Source organism: Pseudomaricurvus sp. HS19 (assembly GCF_009857815.1).
Taxonomy (GTDB): domain Bacteria; phylum Pseudomonadota; class Gammaproteobacteria; order Pseudomonadales; family Cellvibrionaceae; genus Pseudomaricurvus.
The window spans coordinates 1,452,127-1,475,144 of sequence record NZ_WVVW01000001.1; the positions used below are offsets into that span (position 1 = coordinate 1,452,127).

23 protein-coding genes are annotated in these 23,018 nt (G+C 59.4%); 10 read left to right on the forward strand and 13 right to left on the reverse strand.

What is annotated here, in order from left to right; genetic code table 11:
• Positions 1-76: 76 nt before the first annotated feature.
• A complete protein-coding gene (trmJ, locus tag GSF27_RS06535) occupies positions 77-865 on the reverse strand; it encodes a tRNA (cytosine(32)/uridine(32)-2'-O)-methyltransferase TrmJ (RefSeq protein WP_160966868.1) in 789 nt (262 codons plus the stop codon).
• 260 nt (positions 866-1,125) lie between these two features.
• Here trmJ and GSF27_RS06540 point away from each other — a divergent pair, with 260 nt between their 5' ends.
• Positions 1,126-1,923, forward strand: coding sequence for an inositol monophosphatase family protein (locus tag GSF27_RS06540; protein ID WP_160966870.1), 798 nt, complete (start codon positions 1,126-1,128; stop codon positions 1,921-1,923).
• Positions 1,924-2,173: 250 nt separating this feature from the next.
• Positions 2,174-2,362: a hypothetical protein gene (locus tag GSF27_RS06545; RefSeq protein WP_160966872.1), complete on the forward strand. Its 189-nt coding sequence runs from the start codon at positions 2,174-2,176 to the stop codon at positions 2,360-2,362.
• Between the two features lie 73 nt (positions 2,363-2,435).
• On the opposite strand, the gene GSF27_RS06550 is transcribed toward GSF27_RS06545, so the two are convergent.
• On the reverse strand, positions 2,436-2,882 hold the full coding sequence (locus GSF27_RS06550) for a hypothetical protein (protein WP_160966874.1): 447 nt from the start codon (positions 2,880-2,882) through the stop codon (positions 2,436-2,438).
• Positions 2,883-3,247: 365 nt separating this feature from the next.
• On the opposite strand from GSF27_RS06550, the gene GSF27_RS06555 reads away from it, so the two are divergent.
• Positions 3,248-4,189 carry an EamA family transporter gene (locus GSF27_RS06555; protein WP_160966876.1) on the forward strand — a complete coding sequence of 314 codons (942 nt, stop codon included), beginning with the start codon at positions 3,248-3,250 and terminating at the stop codon, positions 4,187-4,189.
• 53 nt (positions 4,190-4,242) lie between these two features.
• Here GSF27_RS06555 and GSF27_RS06560 read toward each other — a convergent pair whose 3' ends face one another.
• The 8 genes from GSF27_RS06560 to GSF27_RS06595 form a co-directional block, all read right to left on the reverse strand.
• Positions 4,243-4,827 (reverse strand): nucleoside deaminase, encoded by a 585-nt coding sequence (locus tag GSF27_RS06560; RefSeq protein WP_160966878.1) that lies wholly within the window; start codon positions 4,825-4,827, stop codon positions 4,243-4,245.
• A 65-nt stretch (positions 4,828-4,892) separates the two neighbouring features.
• Positions 4,893-5,744: a glutathione-dependent disulfide-bond oxidoreductase gene (yghU, locus tag GSF27_RS06565; protein WP_160966880.1), complete on the reverse strand. Its 852-nt coding sequence runs from the start codon at positions 5,742-5,744 to the stop codon at positions 4,893-4,895.
• A 248-nt stretch (positions 5,745-5,992) separates the two neighbouring features.
• The gene (locus GSF27_RS06570) at positions 5,993-6,616 is read right to left on the reverse strand and encodes a 2OG-Fe(II) oxygenase (RefSeq protein WP_160966882.1); all 624 of its coding nucleotides are present in this window, start codon (positions 6,614-6,616) and stop codon (positions 5,993-5,995) included.
• A 345-nt stretch (positions 6,617-6,961) separates the two neighbouring features.
• On the reverse strand, positions 6,962-7,822 hold the full coding sequence (locus GSF27_RS06575; protein ID WP_160966884.1) for a pirin family protein: 861 nt from the start codon (positions 7,820-7,822) through the stop codon (positions 6,962-6,964).
• Between the two features lie 153 nt (positions 7,823-7,975).
• A complete protein-coding gene (gene recQ, locus GSF27_RS06580; RefSeq protein ID WP_160966886.1) occupies positions 7,976-10,099 on the reverse strand; it encodes a DNA helicase RecQ in 2,124 nt (707 codons plus the stop codon).
• An 81-nt stretch (positions 10,100-10,180) separates the two neighbouring features.
• Complete coding sequence (locus tag GSF27_RS06585) at positions 10,181-10,717, reverse strand: DUF2058 domain-containing protein (RefSeq protein WP_160966888.1); 537 nt, start codon at positions 10,715-10,717, stop codon at positions 10,181-10,183.
• 161 nt (positions 10,718-10,878) lie between these two features.
• A complete protein-coding gene (locus GSF27_RS06590; protein ID WP_160966899.1) occupies positions 10,879-11,319 on the reverse strand; it encodes a DoxX family protein in 441 nt (146 codons plus the stop codon).
• Between the two features lie 137 nt (positions 11,320-11,456).
• Entirely contained in the window at positions 11,457-12,494 is a 1,038-nt protein-coding gene (locus GSF27_RS06595) for a ketopantoate reductase family protein (RefSeq protein ID WP_160966901.1), read from the reverse strand.
• Between the two features lie 158 nt (positions 12,495-12,652).
• Here GSF27_RS06595 and GSF27_RS06600 point away from each other — a divergent pair, with 158 nt between their 5' ends.
• The 4 genes from GSF27_RS06600 (at position 12,653) to GSF27_RS06615 (ending at position 16,912) form a co-directional block, all read left to right on the forward strand.
• Positions 12,653-13,612, forward strand: coding sequence for a MoxR family ATPase (locus GSF27_RS06600; protein ID WP_160966903.1), 960 nt, complete (start codon positions 12,653-12,655; stop codon positions 13,610-13,612).
• A 6-nt stretch (positions 13,613-13,618) separates the two neighbouring features.
• Positions 13,619-14,968, forward strand: a complete 1,350-nt coding sequence (locus GSF27_RS06605; RefSeq protein ID WP_160966905.1) for a VWA domain-containing protein — start codon at positions 13,619-13,621, stop codon at positions 14,966-14,968.
• An 86-nt stretch (positions 14,969-15,054) separates the two neighbouring features.
• On the forward strand, positions 15,055-15,546 hold the full coding sequence (locus GSF27_RS06610) for a hypothetical protein (RefSeq protein WP_160966907.1): 492 nt from the start codon (positions 15,055-15,057) through the stop codon (positions 15,544-15,546).
• A gap of 10 nt (positions 15,547-15,556) precedes the next feature.
• On the forward strand, positions 15,557-16,912 hold the full coding sequence (locus GSF27_RS06615) for a GAF domain-containing protein (protein WP_160966909.1): 1,356 nt from the start codon (positions 15,557-15,559) through the stop codon (positions 16,910-16,912).
• Here GSF27_RS06615 and GSF27_RS06620 read toward each other — a convergent pair.
• Positions 16,895-17,563: a hemerythrin domain-containing protein gene (locus GSF27_RS06620; RefSeq protein WP_160966911.1), complete on the reverse strand. Its 669-nt coding sequence runs from the start codon at positions 17,561-17,563 to the stop codon at positions 16,895-16,897. The two genes, GSF27_RS06615 and GSF27_RS06620, sit on opposite strands and share 18 nt — an antisense overlap.
• 397 nt (positions 17,564-17,960) lie before the next feature.
• On the opposite strand from GSF27_RS06620, the gene GSF27_RS06625 reads away from it, so the two are divergent.
• Complete coding sequence (locus GSF27_RS06625) at positions 17,961-18,740, forward strand: transporter (protein WP_160966913.1); 780 nt, start codon at positions 17,961-17,963, stop codon at positions 18,738-18,740.
• Positions 18,741-18,846: 106 nt separating this feature from the next.
• Positions 18,847-19,653, forward strand: a complete 807-nt coding sequence (locus GSF27_RS06630; RefSeq protein WP_160966915.1) for a hypothetical protein — start codon at positions 18,847-18,849, stop codon at positions 19,651-19,653.
• A gap of 112 nt (positions 19,654-19,765) precedes the next feature.
• Here GSF27_RS06630 and GSF27_RS06635 read toward each other — a convergent pair whose 3' ends face one another.
• Entirely contained in the window at positions 19,766-20,404 is a 639-nt protein-coding gene (locus tag GSF27_RS06635) for a hypothetical protein (protein WP_160966917.1), read from the reverse strand.
• Between the two features lie 478 nt (positions 20,405-20,882).
• Here GSF27_RS06635 and GSF27_RS06640 point away from each other — a divergent pair, with 478 nt between their 5' ends.
• Positions 20,883-21,224, forward strand: a complete 342-nt coding sequence (locus GSF27_RS06640) for a DUF1508 domain-containing protein (protein ID WP_160966919.1) — start codon at positions 20,883-20,885, stop codon at positions 21,222-21,224.
• Positions 21,225-21,615: 391 nt separating this feature from the next.
• Here GSF27_RS06640 and GSF27_RS06645 read toward each other — a convergent pair whose 3' ends face one another.
• Entirely contained in the window at positions 21,616-23,007 is a 1,392-nt protein-coding gene (locus GSF27_RS06645) for a (Fe-S)-binding protein (protein ID WP_160966921.1), read from the reverse strand.
• Between the last annotated feature and the right edge of the window lie 11 nt (positions 23,008-23,018).

Consider the following 23,018-nt stretch of genomic DNA (forward strand, 5'->3'; position numbering starts at 1 on the left):
AACCCGACTAGTTTAGTCAAGTAAATACCCTACCACGACAGTGGGATATTTGTTAGTGGTATTTGTCAGCCTGGCGTCACTCTCCGTCCTGCTCCTTTTCCAGCGCCTTGATGCGGTTGTCCGTGTGGTAAATGTAATTCTGTACCGAGGTGAGAACCCCGCGCAGGATGCTCAGCTCCATCTCGTCCAGGCGGATACGACTGTAGAGCCGGCGCAGGCGGGTCATGGTCTGACGCGGGTTACCCGGCTCTATAAAGGAGAGGGTCTCCAGGGTCTGTTGCAGGTGGTCAAAGTACAACTCAAGGGCCTTGTGATCCGCCGGCGGCTGGTCCCAGTCGTCGAAATGGGGCAGCTGTCCCTCTTTGGCGGTCAGCCACGCCACACGCATCTCGTAGCAGAGCACCTGCACCGCGGTGGCCAGGTTGAGGGCCGAATACTCGGGGTTAGCCGGAATGTGCACATGGTAGTTGCACTTCTGCAGCTCTTCGTTGGTCAGGCCCCGATCTTCACGGCCGAAGACAATGGCCACGTCGTGGTGCTGTGCCTCCACCATGGCGCGCTCCCCGCACTCCCGCGGCGTCAGCAACGGCCAGGGGATGCGGCGCTCACGGGCACTGGTGCCTACCACCAGGCCACACTCGGCCACGGCCTCATCCAGCGTCTCCACCACAATGGCGTTTTCCAGTACATCCTGTGCACCGGCAGCCCGCCACACGGCCTTGTCCGCCGGGTATTCCCGCGGCTCCACCAGATAGAGCTGGGACAGGCCCATATTCTTCATGGCGCGAGCCGCCCCACCGATATTGCCCGGATGGGTGGTATTCACCAGAACGATGCGAATGCGTTGCAGCAGAGAGTCGAGCATGGCCAAAATCGGTACCTTTGGGTTGGGCTGGATAGCCACTAAAAGCGGAGTAGCGCGACACCCCGGACACGCCGACCATCGCAAAAGGCGCGCAGTTTACCAAAGTCCGGCTGCGGGTGTCACAGCGGAGCGGCCGGCAACGCCGCGAAACTGTATCCCCGATCAGAAGACGCTGGTATACTCTGCGACCCTTTCGCACCGCTGCTCCTCTGCCGGTGCCTGCTCTTTACACATTGTTTTTGCTGAACGGTTGGAATCCCATGGAACCCATGCTGAATATTGCCCTGCGCGCGGCGCGCAAGGCGGGCGAGCTGATTGAACGCGCCCTGGAACGTGTCGACGTTGTGGCGTTTGAAGAAAAAGGCCGCAATGACTTCGTTACCGACATTGACAAGGCCTCCGAGAAAGAGATTATCTTTCACCTTCGCAAGGCCTACCCCGACCACACCATTGTCGGTGAAGAGACCGGCCGTTCCGGCACAGAGAGTGACTACGAGTGGATTATTGATCCCCTCGACGGCACCACCAACTTTATCCACGGCATTCCCCACTTCGCCATCTCCATCGCCTGTGTCTACAAGGGCCAGCTGGAGCATGCCGTGGTATTGAACCCGGTTACCCGCGAAGAATTTACTGCCAGCCGCGGCAAGGGTGCGGCCCTCAACGGCCGCCGTATCCGCGTTGCCCCCCGCAATGGCCTCAAAGGCGCGCTGATCGGCACCGGGATTCCGTTTAACGGCTATTCGCTGGAGAACATCACCCCCTACCTGGCCGCCATGCAAGAGATCGCCGGCCAAACCGCCGGTATCCGCCGCCCCGGCGCCGCCTCCCTGGACCTGGCTTACGTGGCCGCCGGCCGCTTCGATGGCTTCTGGGAGATGAACCTGCAACCGTGGGACATCGCCGCCGGCCTGCTGCTGGTGAAAGAGGCCGGTGGACTGGTCAGCGATTTCCGCGGCGGCAACACCTGCATGGAAAAGGGCAACGTCGTTGCTGCCTCTCCCAAGGTGTTCAAGCCCCTGCTGCAGATCGTCGGCAAACACATGGGCAACGTCTGATGACAACCCTGCAGCGGGCATCCCAACGCCCGCTGCACCCCTCCCGACTGCGCCCCTGCACCGACAGGTAGCCACTTCCGGCCACGCCACACAATCCCCAATCCCCCGGCAGATCATCCCCCAGGCGTGACAGACCACTCAACACCACCCTGCTGACATCCCATCTATACTATTCCTTGCGCCAGATCATGTTGTAAAACGATGGCGACGCAGTACTATCGGGTCAGGTAGTCGAGAATGAGGTGGAGAGATGTTGCTCAAGGTGTTACAGCAGTGGCTGGATGAAACCTTCGTCAGCATGGCCCGCGCCCAGGGTCCGGAGCAGCGGCAAACCATTACCCCCACACTGCAGCGTGAACGCCAGTGCCCACTGCGACGGCTGCTACCCGCCAGTGAGTCAGAGCGCCTGATGGAGCGCCCGGCCGCCCCGGGCCAGTAACCGCTGCCACACCGGAATCCGCCACCACACCTTGGTGGCGGTAACTCCTCGCACCGCCGCAGTGCCAGCCGGATTAATCCTCGATCAATACACCGCGGTAATAGCGTTTTTTCTTTGCTGAGGCTGCCGGCTGTGGTTCGGCCGGGCGATCAGGCCCGTCCAGCGACGTCTCCACCACCTGCCCGCGATAGGTAACCGTTTTGGTCTTGCTCACCCGGGCATTGGCCGGCCGCGCAGCCAGGGCTTCTTTATTGACGTAGGCCCCCCGGTACAGGAGCACCTGATTGAGCGTTGCCCCGTTCTCCGGGGACGGCGGATTGGCCCGCATCACGTTTTCAAACCAGCTGACGGCATCCTCGGTCTGCGCCACCGCAAACTCGAACAACCGGTAGAGATCCAGCCAGGAACGAATGTTGGCATCCATCCCCAGTGCCGATTTCACATCCTTGCGAATAGTCACAATCGCGCGATGATTCCCCGGCCTGACCAGCCAATCATTGAAATCCAGGGTTTCGCCCATTTCCCCCTCCGTAGTCTCTCAGCGTTCCGCACTTATCAGTTGAATTGTCCTGCACCCCGGAGGCGCCAGTGACGGCTCCGGGGACGATTGCAGTTGCGGCTGAAGAGTTTATACGAAGAAGACTCCCAATAACCACACTTTAATTATGGTTATTAGGAGTCTTCCGATGAATAAACCCTTAAATGTCGGCCCCACCAGAGGTTACCGGCTAAATTGTGCCGGTAGATTTTATATATACGAAAACTACCTTTACTCACCTGTCACCTACCGCGACTGGTGATAGAATCGCCGCCGCCCAGGGTTCAGACCCGGGTCCGGCGTACCCCGCTGGACGCCCCACAGCTCAACACGCCCGGAAGTTGTCGATGTCCCCACAGCACTCCCCCATGCCCGCCAAAGATCTGCTCGCCGTGTTGCTGGTGATTGTGCTGTGGGGGCTGAATTTTGTGCCCACCAAATTTGCGCTAATGGATCTTACCCCGCTGCAGCTGGGCGCGGCCCGCTTCCTGATGATTTCTCTGCCGCTGATTCTGGTACTGCCCCGCCCGCAGATTCCCCTGAAGTGGCTGCTGCTCTATGCCCTTACCCAGGGGTTCGGGCAGTTCGGCCTGCTGTTCTTTGCCCTGCAGCAGGGAATGACCGCGGCCCTGGGTTCGGTGCTGATGCAGGTGCAGATTTTTATTACCGCGCTGATGGCCGCCACCCTGCTGGGTGAACGCCTGGCCAACTCCCTGCTGCTGGGTATGGCGGTGGCCGCTGCCGGCCTGGTCTGTTTTATCGTCAGCGTTACCAGCAACAGCGACACCTCGGGCATCACCGTGGTCAGTTTGCTGCTGACCCTGGCGGCAGCGTCAATGTGGTCCAGCTCCAACATTATCGTGCGCCAGATTCATGCCTCGGGCAGGGACTGCAAACCACTGGCACTGATTGGCTGGAGCAGCCTGATCACCGGAACCCTCTTCACCCTCTGCACCCTCTCAATCGATGGCGTGGCGGCACAGGCCAGCTGGAAGAACGTGTCGCTGACCGGCTGGCTCTCCCTGCTCTACCTCAGCCTCGCTGCCAGCGGCGTCGCCTATTGGCTGTGGGCTGTACTGCTCACCCGCCACCCCGCCAGCAGGGTGGCTCCGTTTTCGCTGGGTATTCCGCTGGTAGGACTGCTGGCCGGTATCTTTATTCTGGATGAAAAGGTCACCAACCTGCAGTGGATTGGATCCGCACTCGTGCTGTCGGCACTGGTGTTTGTGGTTGTGGGTGCCCAACGTGCCGCCCGGCGGGCCGCAAAGCGTTACGATGTTGAGCCTTGAGAGCTCGTGACGAGTAACGAGCAGAGTAAAATCTCCAGCCTGTCGCTGTGCGTCTATCTGTTACCTGGGTTGTAGATGGGTCGACCAGATTGCTGATAGTTGCGCAGCACCTCACGGGCAGCATCGGCTTCCTCCCTCGCGGTGACCTGAATCCCCCGCTGTCGCAATTCCGCCTGCCAGTCCTGTGGCTTGGGGCCTTCATCAAAGCCGACGGCACGGGCATCGGCCTCACAGGCACCCGTGATGACTCGCTGTACTCCCGACCAGCAGATCCCACCCAGACACATGGCACAGGGTTCGGTACTGGTAACCAGCGTCAACGGCGCTTGCGCAGTGCTGCTCAGGTCGAAACAGCCAAGCCGGCGCTGGGCCACCATCAACGCTACCATTTCAGCATGTAACACCGACAGCCCCTGATGGGTCACCAGGTTTACCCCCAGCGCCACCAACTCACCACTGGTCTGCACAAATACGGCGGCCGCAAACGGGCCGCCGGTGGCGGACTCCACATTGCGCTGCGCCGCGGCGATCACAAAGCGCATCTGCTGCGCCGGATCAGTGGTAGGAGCATACGCACTGCAAAAAAGTTGTACCCAATCCGGCAGGCTGAATTCAATGCGGTGCGGTACACATTCCATCGCTGTGCTTCCTTCTACAGAGCCAAAATGCTATCTGCTCCGGCCCGGTTCACGACAAGTCACCGCTACCGCAGGCGCTTGCCATCGAAATCACTGGCGGAGTGGCGCTCGGCCAGGCACTGGTCCGGATCACCGGAGGTGCGATTAACCATACGGCCACGCTGGTAGCCCGGACGGGCGAAGACCGCTTTGCGCCAGCGCTCCACATTTTTGTACTCCTGCACCTGCAGGAACTCCCCGGCCTTGTACGCCTCGCCCGCCTGCAACAGCCCGTACCAGGGAGCGATAGCGATATCGGCAATGGTGTATTCATCACCGGCCACATACTCGTGCTCAGCCAGTTGCCGGTCCAGCACATCCAGCTGACGCTTGACCTCCATGGTGTAGCGGTCAATGGGATAGCGGTACTTCTCGGGCGCATAGGCGTAAAAATGGCCGAAGCCACCACCGACAAAGGGCGCTGCGCCCACCTGCCACATTAACCAGTTGATGGTCTCAACGCGCTTTGCCGGCTCGGAGGGCAGGAATTCCCCGAACTTCTCCGCCAGATAGAGCAGGATGGAACCGGACTCAAAGACCCGCAGCGGCTGCTCGCCGGAGCGGTCCACCAGTGCGGGTATTTTTGAGTTGGGATTGATGGCTGTAAACCCGGAGGAAAATTGGTCCCCTTCGCCGATACGGATCAACCAGGCGTCGTACTCAGCTCCCTGGTGCCCCTTCTCCAGCAACTCCTCCAGCATCACTGTGGCCTTGACGCCATTGGGTGTGGCCAGTGAATAAAGCTGCAAAGGGTGCTTACCCACCGGCAAGGCCTTCTCGTGGGTCGCCCCGGCCACGGGGCGGTTAATACTTGCCCACTCACCGCCATTGGGTTGATCCCAGGTCCATACCTCGGGTGGTGTAAACACATCGTTCATCAGTTACCTCCTGAAATTAGCGCGTGCTGCTGCCTGATTCCCCGGCTAAGGCGCAGCCTTTTGGCTGCAGTCGTCAGCCGCCGGCAATTGGTACAACGAGACAGCCCTGCTGCTAATGGTAACAGGCAGGCCAATCGCAAACAGTGTCGATTGTGTCAGCCTTGGTCATGGCGAACCCGGCTGATGACCGGATGGGAATTGACGGGCCGGAACCGGCCCGCAATCGGGAGACGTGCTATCCCTGAAACTTACTTACCGCCAAACCACTTCTTCAGCTTGGCGGTAAAACCATGGCGGTTGTGGTGCTTCTTCACCGCATTCTCGTCGGCGACGAAATTGATCTGGATGGAGCGGCGCACACCATCAAACGGCGGATAACCGTGCCAGCAGTTGTCTGTCACACGGAACCCCAACAAGGTACCGGCATTGGGGATCACTTCGTCCGCCATATCCTCCAGGTTGTTGCTGTTGAGGATACGCAGTTTGCCGGTCTCCGCCGTCCAGTCGTCGTTAAAGTAGATGAGGATGGTAGCAATCTTGGATTTGGAGTCTGTGTGTACCCGACCATCCTTGGGGCGGGAGATGCCCCGCAGGGTGACAATCATCGGCAGGGTATTGAGATCCATACCCAGCTTGTCGGAGATAAGGCTGCGGAATTCCGGTCCGTTAAGCTCCTCGATCAGGGCGGTAAAGCCCTCCCCGCACTGCAGGCCCTCCAGGGTGAAACTGCCGCCGGCCTTAATCGCCGGGAACCCTTCCATCACGGACCCAATACTCTCCGCGCGAATGGCTTTATCCAGGACAAAGTAGGGAAATGGCGCCTGATGCACTTCCGCACCAGCCAGGGATTCGATATTGAGACAGGAGACCATAAAGCGTTTGCTCTGCAATTATTTGTATTAGTTATAGCCAATACTTGCAGGTTTCGGTGCATTTACCAATTGCCGGGCTGCATTCCCCAATCACCGGCAACTTCGCTGGCCACCACAACTGAACCTCTTTCCCCCCAGGACAGGATTCAATCGTTTGTAACCATGCAGGTCCGACCCCCAAGTATCCACCTACGGACACCCCGGCCAGACAGCCTAAACCCTGTCACACCGGGGATACGCCATCCCTGAGCCCGGCAATCGTCGCCGATCACAACCCGGGAGGCTGTGATCCGAATCAAGTTTTTCCATATCCTCACTGACAGGGACTCACATTCCCGCCCTGCCTCATACCAGTTGGCCGTTCTGATAGTCCGCCATGGCCGTGTTGATCTCATCCATGGTGTTCATGACAAAGGGGCCGTACTGGGCAATTGGCTCCCTGAGTTGCCGGCCGGACAGTAACAGCAATTGCGCGGGCTCATCCTGCGCCGCCAGCTGCAGGCGCTCTCCCGGGCCGAACACCCCCAGCTGACCTGCCGTGAGCTGGGGCAAGCCACCAGCCACCACCAGCACCGAGGCTGATGCACGGGCCTCCAGCAGCAACTCCAGCTGGCTGCCCGCGGGCAGGCGAATATCGGCAATCACGGCATCGGTCACTGTCCGGATCGGACCCTCCAGCAGGGCAACGGCGTCAGCACCAGCAATACCCAGCTTGCCCGCCAGCAAGGTGACCTGCGCACCACTGTCAGCCTGATGCCGCGCCATCTCACCAGCCTGCACATCACGCCAGCCGGGATTACAGAGTTTCTGATCGGCCGGCAGGTTCAACCACAACTGAAAACCGTGCAGGGAGCCATTATCGGCCTCCGGCATCTCGGAGTGGATAATGCCCCTGCCCGCCGTCATCCACTGCGCGCCACCGGCGCTGACCGAACCCACATTGCCGAGATGATCCTCGTGACGGAACCCGCCGGTGAGCATATAGGTGATGGTTTCAAAACCGCGGTGGGGATGAGGCGGAAAACCGCCCACGTAATCGCGGGAGTCGTCAGAGCGAATTTCGTCAATCAACAAAAACGGGTCCAGCGCCACGTTGTAGTGACGCCCGGCGATACGGGAAATCTTTACGCCGTCGCCGTCGCTGGTGGGACGGGACTGGATAACCTGCTGCAGCGCCCGGGTGGACGGCAATACTGAAGTACTCATGGTGACCTCCTCTGTTCAATGCAGCCAGTATAGAAAGGCACATAGCGCAAAAACAGGCAGGTTTTCAGTGCAATATATTCGGCTTTTCTGAATGTTGGGAGCTATCTGCAGACTGGGGTCAGGGCGTGGCCCGGGCCATAAATTCCGCCGCAGTTACTGTACCGCGGCCGCATTCAGCCAGGCACGCACACACTCCAGTACACCGTAATCGTAGGCACCATCCAGCTCGTCGTAGACGGGCTTGAGGCGACCACCCTCAGCCTGCTCAAAGGCAAAGCGCAGGGTATGCAACTCGGTATCGGACAGTTCCACCACGTCCGCCAGTTCCAGCTCGCCATCGGCAATGGCGGCCGCCAGGTGACGATACACCGTGGCCAGTGTCAGTTCCCGCTTATGGGCAATTTCCATGGGGGTCAGCCCCTGGCACAGCAGCAGTACGCTCTCCAGGCCACTGGCGCCGGCTTGTGGCGCAGCGGCAGTGGCGGCGTGCTCGGCGATAACCTGCAGGAACTGCGCACCGTAGGCGTCCAGTTTGCGCTGCCCCACACCGGAAATACCCGCCATGGCGTCGAGACTGTTGGGCTGCCGCTCGGCCATCTCTGCCAGGGTGGCATCGTGGAAAATAACGTAGGCGGGCACGCCCTGCTCCTCCGCCAGCTCCCGGCGACACTGGCGCAGGGCATGCCACAGCTCACCATGGGTCGTTTCATGCTTGCTGCGGGTTTTGCGCTCCTTGCTGCGACCACTGTCCAGCTGCCGCAGCATCAGGGTCTCTTCACCACGCAATACCGGCCGCGCCACCTCCGCCAGGCGCACACTGCCGTGCCCCTCCACATCCACAGTGAGCAGGCCACGGGCGATCAGTTGACGGAAAAGGCCCCGCCACTGGTTAGCGTTCAGCTCCTTGCCGATACCAAACGTGCTGATGGTGTCATGGCCGAACTGCTGTATGCGGTCGTTGTTTTTGCCCAGCAGCACATCCACCAGATAGGTAACACCAAAACGCTGGCCGGTGCGGTAGACACAGGAGAGTGCCTTCTGGGACGCCACTGTCGCGTCCCAGGTCTGCGGCGGTGTCAGGCAGTTATCGCAGTTGCCACAGGGCTCCTCCAGTGACTCGCCAAAATAGTGCAACAGGCTCTGGCGACGACAGCTGGTGATCTCACACAAGCCCAGCATGGAATCCAGCTTGTGACGTTCGATACGCTTGTAACTCTCGTCTGCGGCAGAGCCCTCCTGCATCTGCCGCAGGGTAATCACATCCTGCAGGCCGTAGGCCATCCAGGCGTTGGCGGGCATGCCGTCGCGGCCGGCACGGCCGGTCTCCTGGTAATAGGCTTCGATGCTTTTGGGCAGGTTGAGGTGGGCCACAAAGCGCACATCCGGCTTGTCGATCCCCATACCAAAGGCGATGGTGGCCACCATCACCACACCGTCCTCGCGCAGGAAGCGGGTCTGGTGGTGCTGGCGCAGTTCGGCACTCAGTCCGGCGTGGTAAGGCAACGCTGTCATGCCCTTGCTGCTGAGCCACTCCGCCACCTCTTCCACCCGCTTGCGGGACAGGCAGTAGACAATGCCCGCATCACCATCGTGATCATTGCGGATAAAGCGCAACAGCTGCTCGCGGGCGTTACCGCTGTTTTCAGCGATGTGGTAGCGGATATTGGGGCGATCAAAACCGCGATTGAATACGGCGCCGTTGTGTAATTGCAGCCGGTCCATGATATCCCGCTGCGTGGGACCGTCAGCCGTGGCGGTGAGCGCTATCCGCGGCACCCGCGGAAAACGCTCCTGCAACAGCGACAACTGGTGATATTCCGGGCGGAAGTCGTGGCCCCACTGCGACACACAGTGCGCTTCATCAATGGCAAACAGCGACAGGTGTACCCGCTCCAGCAGGGCCAGGGTACGGGGCAGCAGCAGTCGCTCGGGCGCCACGTAGAGCAGGTCCAGCTGGCCGCTCATGAGCTGCTGCTCCACCTCATCGGCGGCGGCGGCACTGAGGGATGAGTTCAGGTAGGCGGCACTGACACCATTCTGCCGTAACGCCTCCACCTGGTCCTGCATCAGGGCGATCAGCGGCGACACCACCACGGCGGTACCGGCACGCACCAGCGCCGGCACCTGGTAACAGAGGGATTTTCCCCCGCCGGTGGGCATCAGTACCAGGGCATCGCCGCCGGCAATCAGGTGCTCGACAATCTCCGCCTGCTGGGGGCGAAACTGGTCGTAACCAAAGACGGAGCGCAGGGTATCCAGCGCGGCGGATTGGGTCATGGGGCCTACAAGAGTTGCGGTTAGGGAATGGCTATAAGAACAGAGGCGGAGCTGGCTGACCAGCTCCTTTGGTATGGGGCGTTACCACATCAGGTCGTCAGGGATCTGGTAATCCGCGTAGGGATCGTCTTCCTCCGCAACCGCGCTGCTGCGTTGGTTGTGCAGCACAATGGCGCTCTCGTCCCGCTGGCGAATCTTGTCCGCTACCGCTGCCGGGATCAGCTGGTAATCCCCCCCGAAGCGGACGATGGCAATCTGTCCGGCCCCCAATTGCTGCTGCAACTTGTCAGTCACGTAGAGTTTTTTGATGGTTTTACCATCGGCAAACTGATAGGCCACCTCACCCTGCTGGCGATCGATGCGGTTGATACTGATCAGCTGCTGGATCTGCGCCTGTATAGCCTTGCGGTCAGCTTCAGCCTGACGCTGCTGGTTCAACTCGCGGTCACGGGCGCTCTTCTCTTCCAGCGCCTTGCGGGCCGCCAGTTTGGCTTCATCTTCCTGAGTGTGGCCCTTGGGCTGCTGCTTGGCCTGTTTACGCTTTTCCTTGCCCAGGGCCTTGGCTTTTTTCTGGTCCACCAGACCGGCTTTCAGCAGTTGATCCTGCAGGGATGACATGGACGAAACCTCGAGTGCATGAAGATGGCCCGCCATTATCGGCAGCCATCGGGGCAGAGGCAACCGCCAGTGGCCCCTTTTCCCCCACCCCCTCCCTTACCCCCAAAACGACTGCGCCCCGTCCGCAATAACGGACAGGGCGCAGCGAGAGGGGGATGCGGTTATTTGCCAACCAGAATCCGGTCCAGGGAGACAATGCCAGCACCGCGGATCAGCAGAGCCACACTGATCGCCAGCAGCGCCAGGCCGAACTCGTAGCCGTTATTCGCCATAAACAGTCCATTACCGATGTGGACACTGAGGATGGCCACCGCCATGGTCACCGCCAGCACCAGTGCCGCCGGACGGGTCAGCAGACCCAGCAGCAGGAACAGGCCACCGAAGAACTCCGCCGAGCCGGCCCCCAGGGCCATCAGGTAACCGGGCTCCAGGCCGATGGAGGCCATCCACTGCCCGGTACCTTCCAGGCCGTAACCACCAAACCAGCCGAACAGTTTCTGTGCGCCGTGGGCCATAAAAATAATGCCGGCCGGAATGCGCAGGGCCAGGTCATCGTAACCGCCGGTTGATGGGGAGAACTTGTTGATAATTTGCTTGATCATGATGGCTTCCTCGTTTCCATTTAGGTTGGGATTGGGGTCAGTATAGCCGTTACAGAAAGCCGAATAAGGGCCCAAAATTGCTCTATTAGTTCAATTTTTTTGACCACTTTCGGCCGACTGCAGCTGGCGCACCGCCATCAGCTCAGTGCCGCTGCCCCTGAGTGCCGGCGCCAGCGATTCACCAGTTCCCGGGTTGCACTCATATCCTGCCCCTGAGCCTCGCCAATATCGGCGCAGGCGATAACTGTGCCTATATCCTGCGCCTGCACCTTGCCGCCATGGTGGAAATGGTTGAACGCCAGGGTACCGATAGGCTCTCCATCCGTATCGGTCTGGCGGGTGGTTTTCGCCAGCCGCTCATCCGTCATCAGCCACGACATCAACTTGCCGGCAAGCCCGTGCTGCTTAAGGCGCAGGATCTCCCGCTGGGCCCGGCCAACCAGTGGCCATAACTCCGGATCGTTGATAACAGCATCGGTGCCCCGCCAATCGGTGAGCTCGCAGGCCGTGGTGTAACAGAAATAGGCACTGGTAAAGGCGCGGTAGAGTTTGACCGGCATGGTGGAGCACCTGGCCACGCCACAGCCGTTGAACAGTTCGGTAAACACTTTTGCCGGTCGCGCCGGTTTGGCCGTCACCATAAACGAGCGCCCGGGGTTGTGGTTCAGATAGGCAATATCTGCACTGTTGTGCAGCCCGGTGTTGGTGGTGGGTTTCAGCGGTGCGGTCCAGCGATCCACCTGATAGGCAAACATGGACATGGTGCCCTCCAGTATCTGACCGGCCGGGAGCCCTGTGGCCTGGCGAACATGATCGTAGAGCCCGATACCCACGCTGCAAATCAGTAGCACCGAGTGTGTGTTGGCCATGGCCTTACCCAGGGCCTTGAGCAGCGTACTGCCCTCTTCCGTCCGACAGGTGGCACCATCCAGCGTCACCATCACGAAATCAAAATAAGAGCCCTTCAGCTGGCTGACATCAGTAAACACCTGGTAACCGTCGAGGGTCTGCACACTGTGGTCGTTAAAGCAGTAGAGCTTTTGCGGGCGTGAGAGAGCCTGCTCGCGATTGGGCCGTACCAGAAAGCCGATATCTGCACCGGCCAGTTGAAGATGGTAGGCGGTGGTAATGCCCAGGGCACCGGCACCCACCACCAGAATCCGTTTGGTTTTCATGATCCTGCGCTTCACTCTGTAGTTGTTATGGCTGTCATTATTATGGTTCCGCTACACTCTAGTGGTATAGGAGTTTGGACACAATTGCCGGCGGTTGACCCGGCTCCCGGCCACCGCCATCATTAACCGCTAACCAGCAATACCACAGGCCACCCCCCTTGAGCAGAGTAACCCCTACCCCATTCCAGAGTCCGGACTCCATTCGCCAGCACTTCGAACAGCTGGGTTATATCTGCAGCGATGCCATCGCCACTGCTGTGTACCTGGCAGTACAGCTGGAAAAGCCGATCCTGATTGAAGGGCCGCCGGGTGTCGGCAAAACCGAGCTGGCGAAAAAAACCGCACAGCTGCTGAACAGCGACCTGATTCGACTGCAATGTTATGAAGGCCTGGACGAGGCCAAGGCGCTGTACGAGTGGAAGTACAGCAAGCAGCTGCTCTACACCCAACTGCTGAAAGACAAGCTGGGGGATGTGCTGCGAGGTGCCGAGGGACTGGAGGCGTCGGTGGAGCGACTGCACCAGTACGGCGATATTTTTTACTCCGAGAATTTCCTCGAAGCACGCCCCCTGCTGCAGGCCCTGCAACAGCCGGAAACCGCCGTGCTGCTGATCGACGAGATCGACAAATCCGACCAGGAGTTCGAGGCCTTCCTGCTGGAGATGCTCAGTGATTACCAGGTGTCCGTTCCCGAGATCGGCACCGTGAGGGCGCAGTCGCGTCCGGTGGTGATGCTCACCAGCAACAACACCCGCGAACTGGGCGATGCCCTCAAGCGTCGCTGCCTGCACCTCTACATCCCCTTTCCCGACGCCGGGCTGGAACAGCGGATTGTTGCCACCCAGGTACCGGAGCTGGGTGACGCCCTGCGTGAGCAGCTGGTGGCCTTTGTGGAGAGGCTGCGGGGTATGGCGCTGAAAAAAGTGCCGGCGGTGAGTGAAACCATCGACTGGGCGCGGGCGCTGGTACTGCTGAATGTGCAGCAGCTGGACAAGCAGTGGACCGAAGACACCCTCAACCTGCTGCTCAAATTCCAGGACGACATTGAGCTGGTCACCCCTGAGCTGCCGCAGCTGTTGAACGAGATCAACAACACCCTGCCCGGTATGAAAAACTAGTCCCCCATGGACAGCACCCTGGTGGATTTTATCCAGTCACTGCGTCACCACGGCCTGCCGGTATCACCGGCAGAAACCCTGGACGCCCTGCAAGCCGTGGCCGCCATTGGCGTCGGCAACCGCGAACGCCTGAAGATCACCCTGGGCCTGACACTGGCCAAGTCCCTCGCCCACCGCGGCCAGCTGGAAGAGCTGTTCGACCGTTTTTTTGACCCACCCAAAACCTCCGCCTCACCACTGATCCAGTTCGACGCACCCGCGGACATCGATACCCCGGCCGCGCCCGCTGCCAATAGCATCCACTCAGAGCTGGGACAGTTGTTGCTACGCAACGACCAGCCCACCCTGCAACGGCAACTGGTGATCGCCGCCGAGCAGGCAGGGGCGAAAGATATGCAGATGTTTCTGCAGAAGAAGATGGTGAGCAATCGTATCCTGATGGATATGGGCGACCGGCAACTGCAGAAAGAGTTGCGCCAGCTGGAGAGCCGTCAGCAGCAGCTGCAACTGGTGGCCGAACTGCAACAGCAGCGGCAGCAACTGATCGACACCATTAACGACTACGTTGAGCAGCAGTTCCTGCTCTACAGCCGCAACCGGGGCAACCAGTTGTCGGAAGCTACACTGCAACAGGCCAAACTCAGCAATCTCGACAGCGTGCAACTGCAGCAGCTGATGCGACTGGTGCTCAAGATCGCCAAAAAACTGGCCAGTCTCCACTCCCGCACGCGCAAGGTGAGCAAACGCGGTTGCCTGGATATGCGCCGCACCATCGCCGCCAATGCCGCCCTCGACGGACACCTGTTGCACACCCGCTGGAAATCCACCCGCATCGAACGCCCCCGGGTCATGGTGATCTGTGACATCAGCGGTTCGGTCAGCACCTACGCCCGCTTCCTGCTGCTGTTTGTCTACGCCCTGCAGGATGTGCTGCCGCGGGTGCGCTCGTTTGTCTTCTCCAACCAGATGCACGAAGTGACATCACAGTTCCGGGAGCTGCAGCCGGAAGCGGCCATCAGCCAGGTGATTGAGCGCTGGTCCGGCTTCTCCACCGATTACGGCCGTGCCCTGCAGGATTTCAGCGCCCTGGCGCTGTCGCAGGTGGACAGCAAAACCCAGGTCATCATGCTGGGCGACGCCCGTAACAATCACGACCTCGGTCGCGCCGACATCTGGAAGGAGGTACACAATCGGGCCCAGCGGGTGCTGTGGCTGAACCCGGAAGATCGCTCACGCTGGAACACGGGCGACTCCATCATGCGACTCTATGCCCCCTACTGCTCCATGCTGGAGACCTGCAACAGCCTGCGGGATATGGAACGGGTGCTGGGGCGACTGCTGAAGTACGCCAACTAGGCGCCTTTCGCTCCCAATAAATTTGCTTGCCTGACACACCCCGCCGGTCCTACCATTTTGGACTCTGACCGGTTCGAATTCTTACTATGTCTGCCCCCACCTGGCTATCAACGGACGATGCCCAATTCCTTACCCGGGGCCTGTCCATCAGTCTTGCCTCCCGCGACCTGCGCCATGTGCCGTCGCTGACGCGGGCGTTTGCCTGCCGCTATTCCGATGATGGCCGGCAGCTGATCCTGATCCTGTCCCGCAGCCAGAGCAGTGACCTGCTGCGCGACGTGGCCGCCTGCGGCGAGCTGGCGGTCGTCGTGACCGAACCCAGCACACACCGCACCCTGCAAGTGAAAGGCAGCGACGCTATCATCACTGACCTCGTTGCCGATGACCTCGCTGTGGTTGACCAGAGTCGCGCTCATTTTGGCACCGACATACTGCCGCTGGGTTTTGACAGCGACTTTAACCAACGCCTGTTTGCCTTTGACCCGGGCGATCTCTGTCGAATCCTGATGACACCCACCGACGTTTTCCAGCAGACCCCGGGGCCAGGTGCCGGTGAACGCATCGGGCCGCAGTCATGACCCGCCAGCCATGAACCGTCTGACCCTGGATCATATACGCCCCTGCCTGGAAGGTGCCGTTCCCGGCACCCTGGCTACCTGCGACGCCGACGGGACCCCCAACGTCTCCTACGTCTCCCAGGTGCACTATGTGGACGGCGAACACGTAGCCCTGTCGTTTCAGTTTTTTAACAAGACCCGGCGCAACATGCAGCAGAACCCGCAGCTGACCGCCTACCTGATCGACCCGGTAACCACGGCCCGCTATCGTCTCGCACTCCTCTATGTGCGCACCGAAACCGACGGTGCACTGTTCGAAAACATGAAAGCCCGCCTCGCAAGCATCGCTTCCCACACCGGCATGAGCGACGTGTTTGTATTGAAAGGTGCTGACGTCTGCCGCGTGCTAAACATTGAAACCATCGTTTGCGAAGTTGGACCTCCGGCAGCGAACAGCCTGCCATGGACGTCTCTGCTGCGCACACTCTGCCAGCGACTGGCAGCCCAGTACGATCTCGCCTCACTGCTGGAGACCACCCTCGACAGCCTGCATGAGTTAACCGGTGTACAACAGGGCATGCTGTTGATGGCAGATGAAGCCGGACAAAAGCTCTATGCCCTCGCCAGCATGGGTTACCCGGATTCCGGAGTGGGTACGGAAATTCCCTACGACTGCGGCGTGATCGGTGTGGCGGCCCGTTACCGCACGCCCATCCGCATCAACCATATGAGCTCCGATTATCTCTACAGCGAAGCCAGCCGCTGCGGCGCCAATGCCGACCCGCTGCTGGAAACCGGCATTCCGTTTCCCGGCCTCAGCGCGCCGCAGAGCCAACTCGCCATACCGCTGGTAAACGGACAGCGGCTGCAGGGTGTGCTGTTCCTGGAAAGCGAACAGGAACTGGCATTTGATTACCAGTTTGAAGACGCACTGATGGTGCTGAGCCACCAGCTGGCGCAGACCATGGCCAGCCTGCACAACCTGGAGAAAAGTCTGGAGAACAGCAGCACGGTCCAACCCGGTACCGCGACGATTCCGGACCCCAACCTGCCACCATTGCAGGTGCGCTACTTCAGCGCCAACCACAGCGTGTTTATTGATGACACCTACCTGATCAAGGGCGTGGCAGGCCGCATCCTCTGGCGGCTGCTGAATATCGCACAGTGTGAGGATCGCCTCGTTTTCAGCAACCGGGAGTTGCGACTGGACAGCAGCCTCGGCCTGCCGGAGATCGACGACAATCTGGAAGCCAGACTCATCCTGCTACGGCGCCGCCTGCAGGAGCAGTGCCCGGCGGTTCAGATTTGCAAGTCCGGGCGCGGCCGCTTCAGGCTGGAGCTGCAGCGGCCATTCGTCCTCAGCGCCGACTCAGCAGGCCAGGGCTAACTCCAGCTTGTCCCATTCCGGCAGCGGCAGATTGCTGCGGGCCAGGCTCAGAACCCCTTCATAGACCGGCGCCGGTGCCTGCTCCCGCATAGCGGTAAGCAACGTCTCACGTTCCTGGTGATTCATGGCCGTCAACATCCAGCGCATGTAGCGGGCGTTATCCCCGGGAGAGAGGCTTTGTACCAGGCGCTGCTCAATGGCATGAATTTCCTCATCAGAATAGTGGCGCCACAGCACCGCATTATTGTCCGTCTCTTCCTCATGCATGTGGGCCAGGTTATCTGCCACGAAGACAGCCAGTTTGCGGTACAGCTGCGCGGCGACCTGCGGGCGGGCTTCCGCTGCACACTGCTGCAGCTGCGCCAGTAACGACTGCAACTGGCCGATCATCACCACATGCTGGTCGTGATGGCTGTACATGCCGGCGGCCACACCGGGCTCACAGGCTTCCATGGCCGGATGGATAAAGGTGTTTTCGTGATGCAGGTGACCACGACAGATCTCCAGCAGGTCACCTACCTGAACCAGAACCGTGCCCAGCTCTGCCTCAGAACTGAGATCCACCCTGCCAAGATTGATCAGCGCCTCGGTGAGACAGGAGCGCAGCCCCTTGTGGATCAGGGAGTAAATGTCATAGCGTTGCGCGTTCATAAATCTTTCCTCCTGAAAGTGATTAACGCAGTGGCTACTCTATCTACCTGCAATGCGGGGCGATGCTAAATTGTGCCTAGCGGAATCCTAAATTTTTCCTAACCCGGTCTTCCAGACCGATAAGCGTAAAAAACGATAAATACAAAATCGAAAAAAACCGCTAAAGACCACCAACTCCAAAGAAAAGTTCACTTCGGTTTTCGCCGTTGCTAAGGAGTTGTGGCGCATTTCCCATCATTGAAACGGCGCTTTAATAAATTTCAGATCTTTGAAGTTGGGCTTTTTATTCCCCGAAAATTTAACGCAACATTTACTCGTACCGAAGGGAACCAGTTCATGTATTTTTGTCGCTGAATTCTTTACTCTCGTTCATTCAACCTTGCCATCCGGGGACAACATGCACGCACTTTGCAAACAAACGTCCATAGTCACTCTGCTCCTGCTGGCGTCTGCCACGGCCGCTGCCGCGGATGAACGCCCCTGGAAATACACCGCCGGCATCGACTACAGCACCGGTGATTATGGTGATCCAGCCGACACGGATATTTTTTTCCTGCCAGTCTCCGTCGCCTATACCGACGGCAACTGGACCTATAAAGCCACCGCCTCGCTGCTGGAGATTGATGGCCCCGGCACCGTAGTGGGTGGTGGTGGCGACGGTATTGTTGTGCCTGGCAACAGCACCCAAACCAAAACCGAAGATGGCCTGGGTGATACCTGGTTGAGCGCTTCCTATTTCGTGGAGGAGCTACCGACAGACGCGTTCTATCTCAGCCTTGGCGGCAAGATCAAACTGCCCACCGCCGATGAAGACAAGGGCCTGGGCACCGGCGAAACCGACTACGCCCTGGTGGCTGACCTGTTTAAGCCCATGGGACGCTACACCCCGTTCGCCACCCTCGCTTACAAGATCAAGGGCGACCCGCCACAGGGCAACCTGGATAATGTGTTCGCTCTCTCGGTGGGTTCCGACTACCGCTGGACCGACGATGCCAATCTGGGCGCATCCGTTGACTACCAGCAGTCCGCCACCAACAGCGACGACCAGCTGGAACTGTTTGCTTACCTGAACCAGCGCCTGTCACCGCAAACCAGCCTGATGGTTTACGGCTATTTAGGCCTGACCGACGGTAGCCCTGATCTGGGCACCGGCATACAGATCAGCTACCGCCCCTGAACCCTTGCCCGACTGCAAGAGCGACTACAATAACAACAACCGCTCATGCAGGCGCAAACCAACCGGTGCAGAAAGGTGACTGTGCCCTATCACCAGAGAGGTGTTTATGAAGTCAACAGCGTTCAAGAAATCAGCCTGGTGCAGCAGTGGACTGCTGGCACTGGCGTTGGCCTGCTCCCCCACATTCGCCCAGGATGAGCCTTTACCGGAAGACCCCACTCCGGAGAGCAGCTGGTCCACGGGCAACCAGAAAGTCACAGAGAAAATCGACAGTGACTTCGCTGAGTTGGGTGACGGCGACCACGAGGAGCTGATCAAAACCCTGCGCACCGGCAGCAGCATTACGGTCGAAGAAGAGATTGAGCAGGTGGTGGTCGATGACGCCGGCAATCCGGTGCTGAATGATGACGGCACCGAACGCACCGAGCTTGTCATTGTAGAAACCACACTCGATACGGAAGGCAACGCCCTTGGTTTTGGCGAGATCAGCCTGGCGCTGGGTCTGGCAGAAGCCATCAGCGAGGCAGGCATCAGCGATCGTGAGTTGTTACTGCTGCTCTCCAACGACGATGCCACCGGCATTCTCGACCTGCGCGCCGATGGTCGTGGCTGGGGTGAAATCTTCCGTGAGTATGATCTCAAGGTTGGTGACGTGATGCGCAACGTCAAATCCAATCGCCCGGACGCCGAAAAAGCAGCCCGGATTGAACGTAAGGAAAAGTCCCAGCGTCCTGAGCGCACGGAAAAGATCGCCCGCCTCGACAAGCCGGAAAAACCGGAAAAACCCGAACGGGCTGAAAAGCCCGAGAAGCCTGAGAAGCCTGAGAGGCCCGAAAAGCCTGAAAAACCAGAAAAACCAGAGCGCCCTGAAAAGCCCGAGAAACCCGAAAAGCCCGAGCGAGCCAACCGCTGACAGCTTGAGGACAAGGGAAGCGTGAACCAAAGGCCGGACTGAGCAATCAGCCCGGCCTTTGTTTTAGTCGCTGTTGCCAGTGCCTGGGCAATCCCCCCGGAAAAAGCTCATCTCAGACTACTGCGCTCATCGTCGCGCCCTCACGGCTCTCCGGCGACAACGCCGGCAAACTTTCCATGGCATCGGCAATAATGGCCAGGAAAGGCCCAAAGCCTCCCACCACCGACTGGCACAGTGCCAGGGCTTCCTCCCCGTCGCTCTTTTTCAGCAGCGCCACCTCATCCAACACCAGGTTCAGGTGCTTGAGCAGGACATCAATGCTCATGGCCAGCCAGATATCATTATCGATCCACTTATCGATAAAGTCGTGTAGTCGGGAGAAAGCTGCCTTCAGGGGTGGGTATCCGGTTTTCACCTCCTTTCGCTTGCGGAACTGCAGGTATTTTTCATAGGTGAACTCGGCGTTGAAACGCGGTTCACTGAGCGCCACCAGGTGACGCTCCCCGTACCACTGGTGCAAGCTATCGAACCGGGTGGTGAATATTTCCGCCTCCAGCAACGCCAGCAGCGGTTGCAGGGTATCCATGACAGAACCGTAGGTATTACGGATATCACTGATCAGGCTGTCATAGTCTGCACGGAACTCCGTCGACGGGATTTCAGCACACAGGATACGATTCACCGCCGACAGCTCGGTAATAGTGGCGCTGACAGTCGCCAGCTCCTTCAGCACTTTGAACTCTTTACCCATAGTGTTAATGCACCCCTTGCCACTGTTGGAAAAGCCAGCTTTCAGACCAGTTTTCAGAAAAACCAGGTGGTATTACCAGCCGTTAATTCAACCTTCTGAAAGCAGTCTGCAAAAAGCAGTCCCTTTCAAATCAACCAACTGCAGCCAGCGCCAGCACCACCTGACCACCAGATTCCCCCCGGTTATGCGCCGAAACCGGGGACTTTTTCCCCGAAGGGCCAACAACACCACCGTGCAGGTTGCGTCGCCACCTCGACACACGCTGAAAAACACCACGAAATTTGTAAGGTTCGCGACAAGGATAGCGCCACCACCCCGGAGACCAATAAAAAAGCAACCAATAAACAACCGCTTAGCTCGGGAGCACAGAGCCATCTTTATGGAGCAGCTATTGCAACAGCTCTCCAGCGGCGAGTGTCACGCCTCACCCGTCCGTCCTGTTCACGAAGCTTTTCAAAATCAAAAAGGAGCGATAGCCATGGTCGCAGTGTTCAAAGTCACCAGTAACGCAGACAGTCAGTTCCAGTTCGAGTTTGTTAACACCCAGGGTGAAGTGCTTTTAACCAGCCCTGAATTCACCAGCCAATCCGATGCCGAAAAAGCCATCCAGGATGTACGTGTCGGTTCGCTGATGAGCCAGTTAATCGCCAAATCCACCACCGCGGACGGTGAGCACTTTTTTATTATCAAGGACAACAGCGGCGCCCCCGTGGCCCGCAGCATGCTGTTCGACAACGAGATGCGTTTTAACAACGCCCTGCACAGTGTGCGTGAAAGCGCGTGCATTGCCGGTATAAACCTGGATGCCGTGATGCAGTAACAGAGCGCCTGAGCGCCTCCCGGCAGTCCTGGTAATCAGGGGGAGGCGAGGTTCGAGGTTCGAGGTTCGAGGTTCGAGGTTCGAGGTTCAGCATGATCACGGCTGTGGACTCCGCCCCTGTGTTGGATCCCCGCCTGCGCGGGGATGACAAAGGGAAAGCGGGGATGACAAAGGGGGAAAGCTGGGAAGACAAGGGGAAAGCCGGGAAGACCGGGGCAAAGCAGTGAATCCAGCCCCCCGGAGTGCTCTATCTTACAGCCAGGTTGCGATTCACTTTATGCTCGGGCATGGCGGCAGAAAAACCCTCGCCCTGGAGTCTCTGCCGGTCTCTTGCATCGTCGCCCCCGCGCAGGCGGGGGCCCAGTGATATCCAGGCAGGTGCCCCGTGATATCAGAGCCCCATCTCGGTACGCAGCCACTGCGCCAGGTGCTGCGGGCGCGGGTCACCGTGGGCTCGCATCTGCTGGCGGCAGGAGAAGCCGTTGCCAATGACCCGCGCCATGGGTTTCTGTTCCAGCGCCGGCAACAGATCCCTGGCCGCCATGTCATGACCGATGGCGTGATGCTCCGACTCCAGGCTGAAGGTACCGGCCATGCCGCAACAGCCGGATTCGATCATGCTGTACTGGCTGTCGGGAAACAGTTTCATGACCCGTCGCACCGCTTTCATGGCGCCCACCGCTTTCTGGTGGCAGTGTCCATGAATCAGCGTCTCGGGTTTCGACACCGGCGCTGTTGCAGCCTTTGTCTCACGCGCAGGGAGAGTAAAACGGCCAGCCATAATTTCACGGCCGATAAACTCTTCAAACAGCAGGGTGCTGTTGGCGATATTGCGCATCGGCTCTCCCAGCCCCAGCGCCAGTGCGTCGTCGCGCAAGCCTATGACACAGCTCGCCTCGAATCCTACCACCAGGCTGCCCAGTGCCACGTGTGGGCTCAGGGCTTCCACCAGGCGCTGCGCCTCCACCCGCGCCTGCTCCACCATGCCCTGCGCCAGGTAAGTACGACCGCAGCAGAGCGGACGGCCCGGATCGATAGTCAGCAGTTCGGTATTGGCAAAGGTGTAGCGGTAGCCGGCACTGTCCAGCACCGCCATGGCCGCTTCAATAATCTTCGGCTCAAAGTAGCGGCTGAAGGTATCCACCAGCAACACCAGCTCCGGCTTATCGCCGGCGACCTCATCACTGAGGCGGCGGTAAACCGAGGCCAGCAGGTCAATATCGGACGGCGGCCTTGCCACCGGTACCGGCAGCGGCATGACGGCACTGACGCCCAACCAGCGTTCGGTGAGTTTGCGCAGCGTGGCACTGCTGTTACGCCAGCGGATCAGGTGGCGCAACCCTGGCAGGCGGTGCAGCAGCAGCGGCACATTGGCAAACAGGCGGCTGCGCAATGAATGACCTTCACGCCGGGCGCGCCAGGCCAGGTATTCCACCTTGATCAGCGCCATATCGACGTTGTTGTCACACTCCCGCTTACAGCCCTTGCAGGAGACACACAGCTCCAGCGCGCGGGCCAGCTGGGGATCCTGCAGCGCCTCCTCCCAGTCATCGGCAGAGAGTGCTTCCTTCAGCTTGCGCACACGACCGCCGGTGGAGAGTTCTGCATCACCGGTAAACTTGAAACTGGGGCACATCAACTGCTTGCTGTCAGTCTCGCACTGACCACTGTTGATGCAGGCGGCAATGGCCTTGGCGTAATCACCACCCTGGCGGGGAATATCGGCATAGGCGTCACCCATGCCCGCGTCCTTATAGGCGGACCAGTCCAGCGATAACTTCATGGCGTTACGGT

What these genes read in the sequence shown, in the direction of transcription:
- GSF27_RS06575 (WP_160966884.1), bottom strand. Translation starts at nt 7,822, where the DNA reads ATGAGTACTTCAGTATTGCCGTCCACCCGGGCGCTGCAGCAGGTTATC.
- GSF27_RS06555 (WP_160966876.1), top strand. Translation starts at nt 3,248, where the DNA reads ATGTCCCCACAGCACTCCCCCATGCCCGCCAAAGATCTGCTCGCCGTG.
- GSF27_RS06560 (WP_160966878.1), bottom strand. Translation starts at nt 4,827, where the DNA reads ATGGAATGTGTACCGCACCGCATTGAATTCAGCCTGCCGGATTGGGTA.
- GSF27_RS06540 (WP_160966870.1), top strand. Translation starts at nt 1,126, where the DNA reads ATGGAACCCATGCTGAATATTGCCCTGCGCGCGGCGCGCAAGGCGGGC.
- GSF27_RS06640 (WP_160966919.1), top strand. Translation starts at nt 20,883, where the DNA reads ATGGTCGCAGTGTTCAAAGTCACCAGTAACGCAGACAGTCAGTTCCAG.
- trmJ (WP_160966868.1), bottom strand. Translation starts at nt 865, where the DNA reads ATGCTCGACTCTCTGCTGCAACGCATTCGCATCGTTCTGGTGAATACC.
- GSF27_RS06590 (WP_160966899.1), bottom strand. Translation starts at nt 11,319, where the DNA reads ATGATCAAGCAAATTATCAACAAGTTCTCCCCATCAACCGGCGGTTAC.
- GSF27_RS06630 (WP_160966915.1), top strand. Translation starts at nt 18,847, where the DNA reads ATGAAGTCAACAGCGTTCAAGAAATCAGCCTGGTGCAGCAGTGGACTG.
- GSF27_RS06595 (WP_160966901.1), bottom strand. Translation starts at nt 12,494, where the DNA reads ATGAAAACCAAACGGATTCTGGTGGTGGGTGCCGGTGCCCTGGGCATT.
- GSF27_RS06620 (WP_160966911.1), bottom strand. Translation starts at nt 17,563, where the DNA reads ATGAACGCGCAACGCTATGACATTTACTCCCTGATCCACAAGGGGCTG.
- GSF27_RS06625 (WP_160966913.1), top strand. Translation starts at nt 17,961, where the DNA reads ATGCACGCACTTTGCAAACAAACGTCCATAGTCACTCTGCTCCTGCTG.
- GSF27_RS06605 (WP_160966905.1), top strand. Translation starts at nt 13,619, where the DNA reads ATGGACAGCACCCTGGTGGATTTTATCCAGTCACTGCGTCACCACGGC.
- GSF27_RS06610 (WP_160966907.1), top strand. Translation starts at nt 15,055, where the DNA reads ATGTCTGCCCCCACCTGGCTATCAACGGACGATGCCCAATTCCTTACC.
- recQ (WP_160966886.1), bottom strand. Translation starts at nt 10,099, where the DNA reads ATGACCCAATCCGCCGCGCTGGATACCCTGCGCTCCGTCTTTGGTTAC.
- GSF27_RS06550 (WP_160966874.1), bottom strand. Translation starts at nt 2,882, where the DNA reads ATGGGCGAAACCCTGGATTTCAATGATTGGCTGGTCAGGCCGGGGAAT.
- GSF27_RS06645 (WP_160966921.1), bottom strand. Translation starts at nt 23,007, where the DNA reads ATGAAGTTATCGCTGGACTGGTCCGCCTATAAGGACGCGGGCATGGGT.
- yghU (WP_160966880.1), bottom strand. Translation starts at nt 5,744, where the DNA reads ATGAACGATGTGTTTACACCACCCGAGGTATGGACCTGGGATCAACCC.
- GSF27_RS06585 (WP_160966888.1), bottom strand. Translation starts at nt 10,717, where the DNA reads ATGTCATCCCTGCAGGATCAACTGCTGAAAGCCGGTCTGGTGGACCAG.
- GSF27_RS06570 (WP_160966882.1), bottom strand. Translation starts at nt 6,616, where the DNA reads ATGGTCTCCTGTCTCAATATCGAATCCCTGGCTGGTGCGGAAGTGCAT.
- GSF27_RS06545 (WP_160966872.1), top strand. Translation starts at nt 2,174, where the DNA reads ATGTTGCTCAAGGTGTTACAGCAGTGGCTGGATGAAACCTTCGTCAGC.
- GSF27_RS06635 (WP_160966917.1), bottom strand. Translation starts at nt 20,404, where the DNA reads ATGGGTAAAGAGTTCAAAGTGCTGAAGGAGCTGGCGACTGTCAGCGCC.
- GSF27_RS06615 (WP_160966909.1), top strand. Translation starts at nt 15,557, where the DNA reads ATGAACCGTCTGACCCTGGATCATATACGCCCCTGCCTGGAAGGTGCC.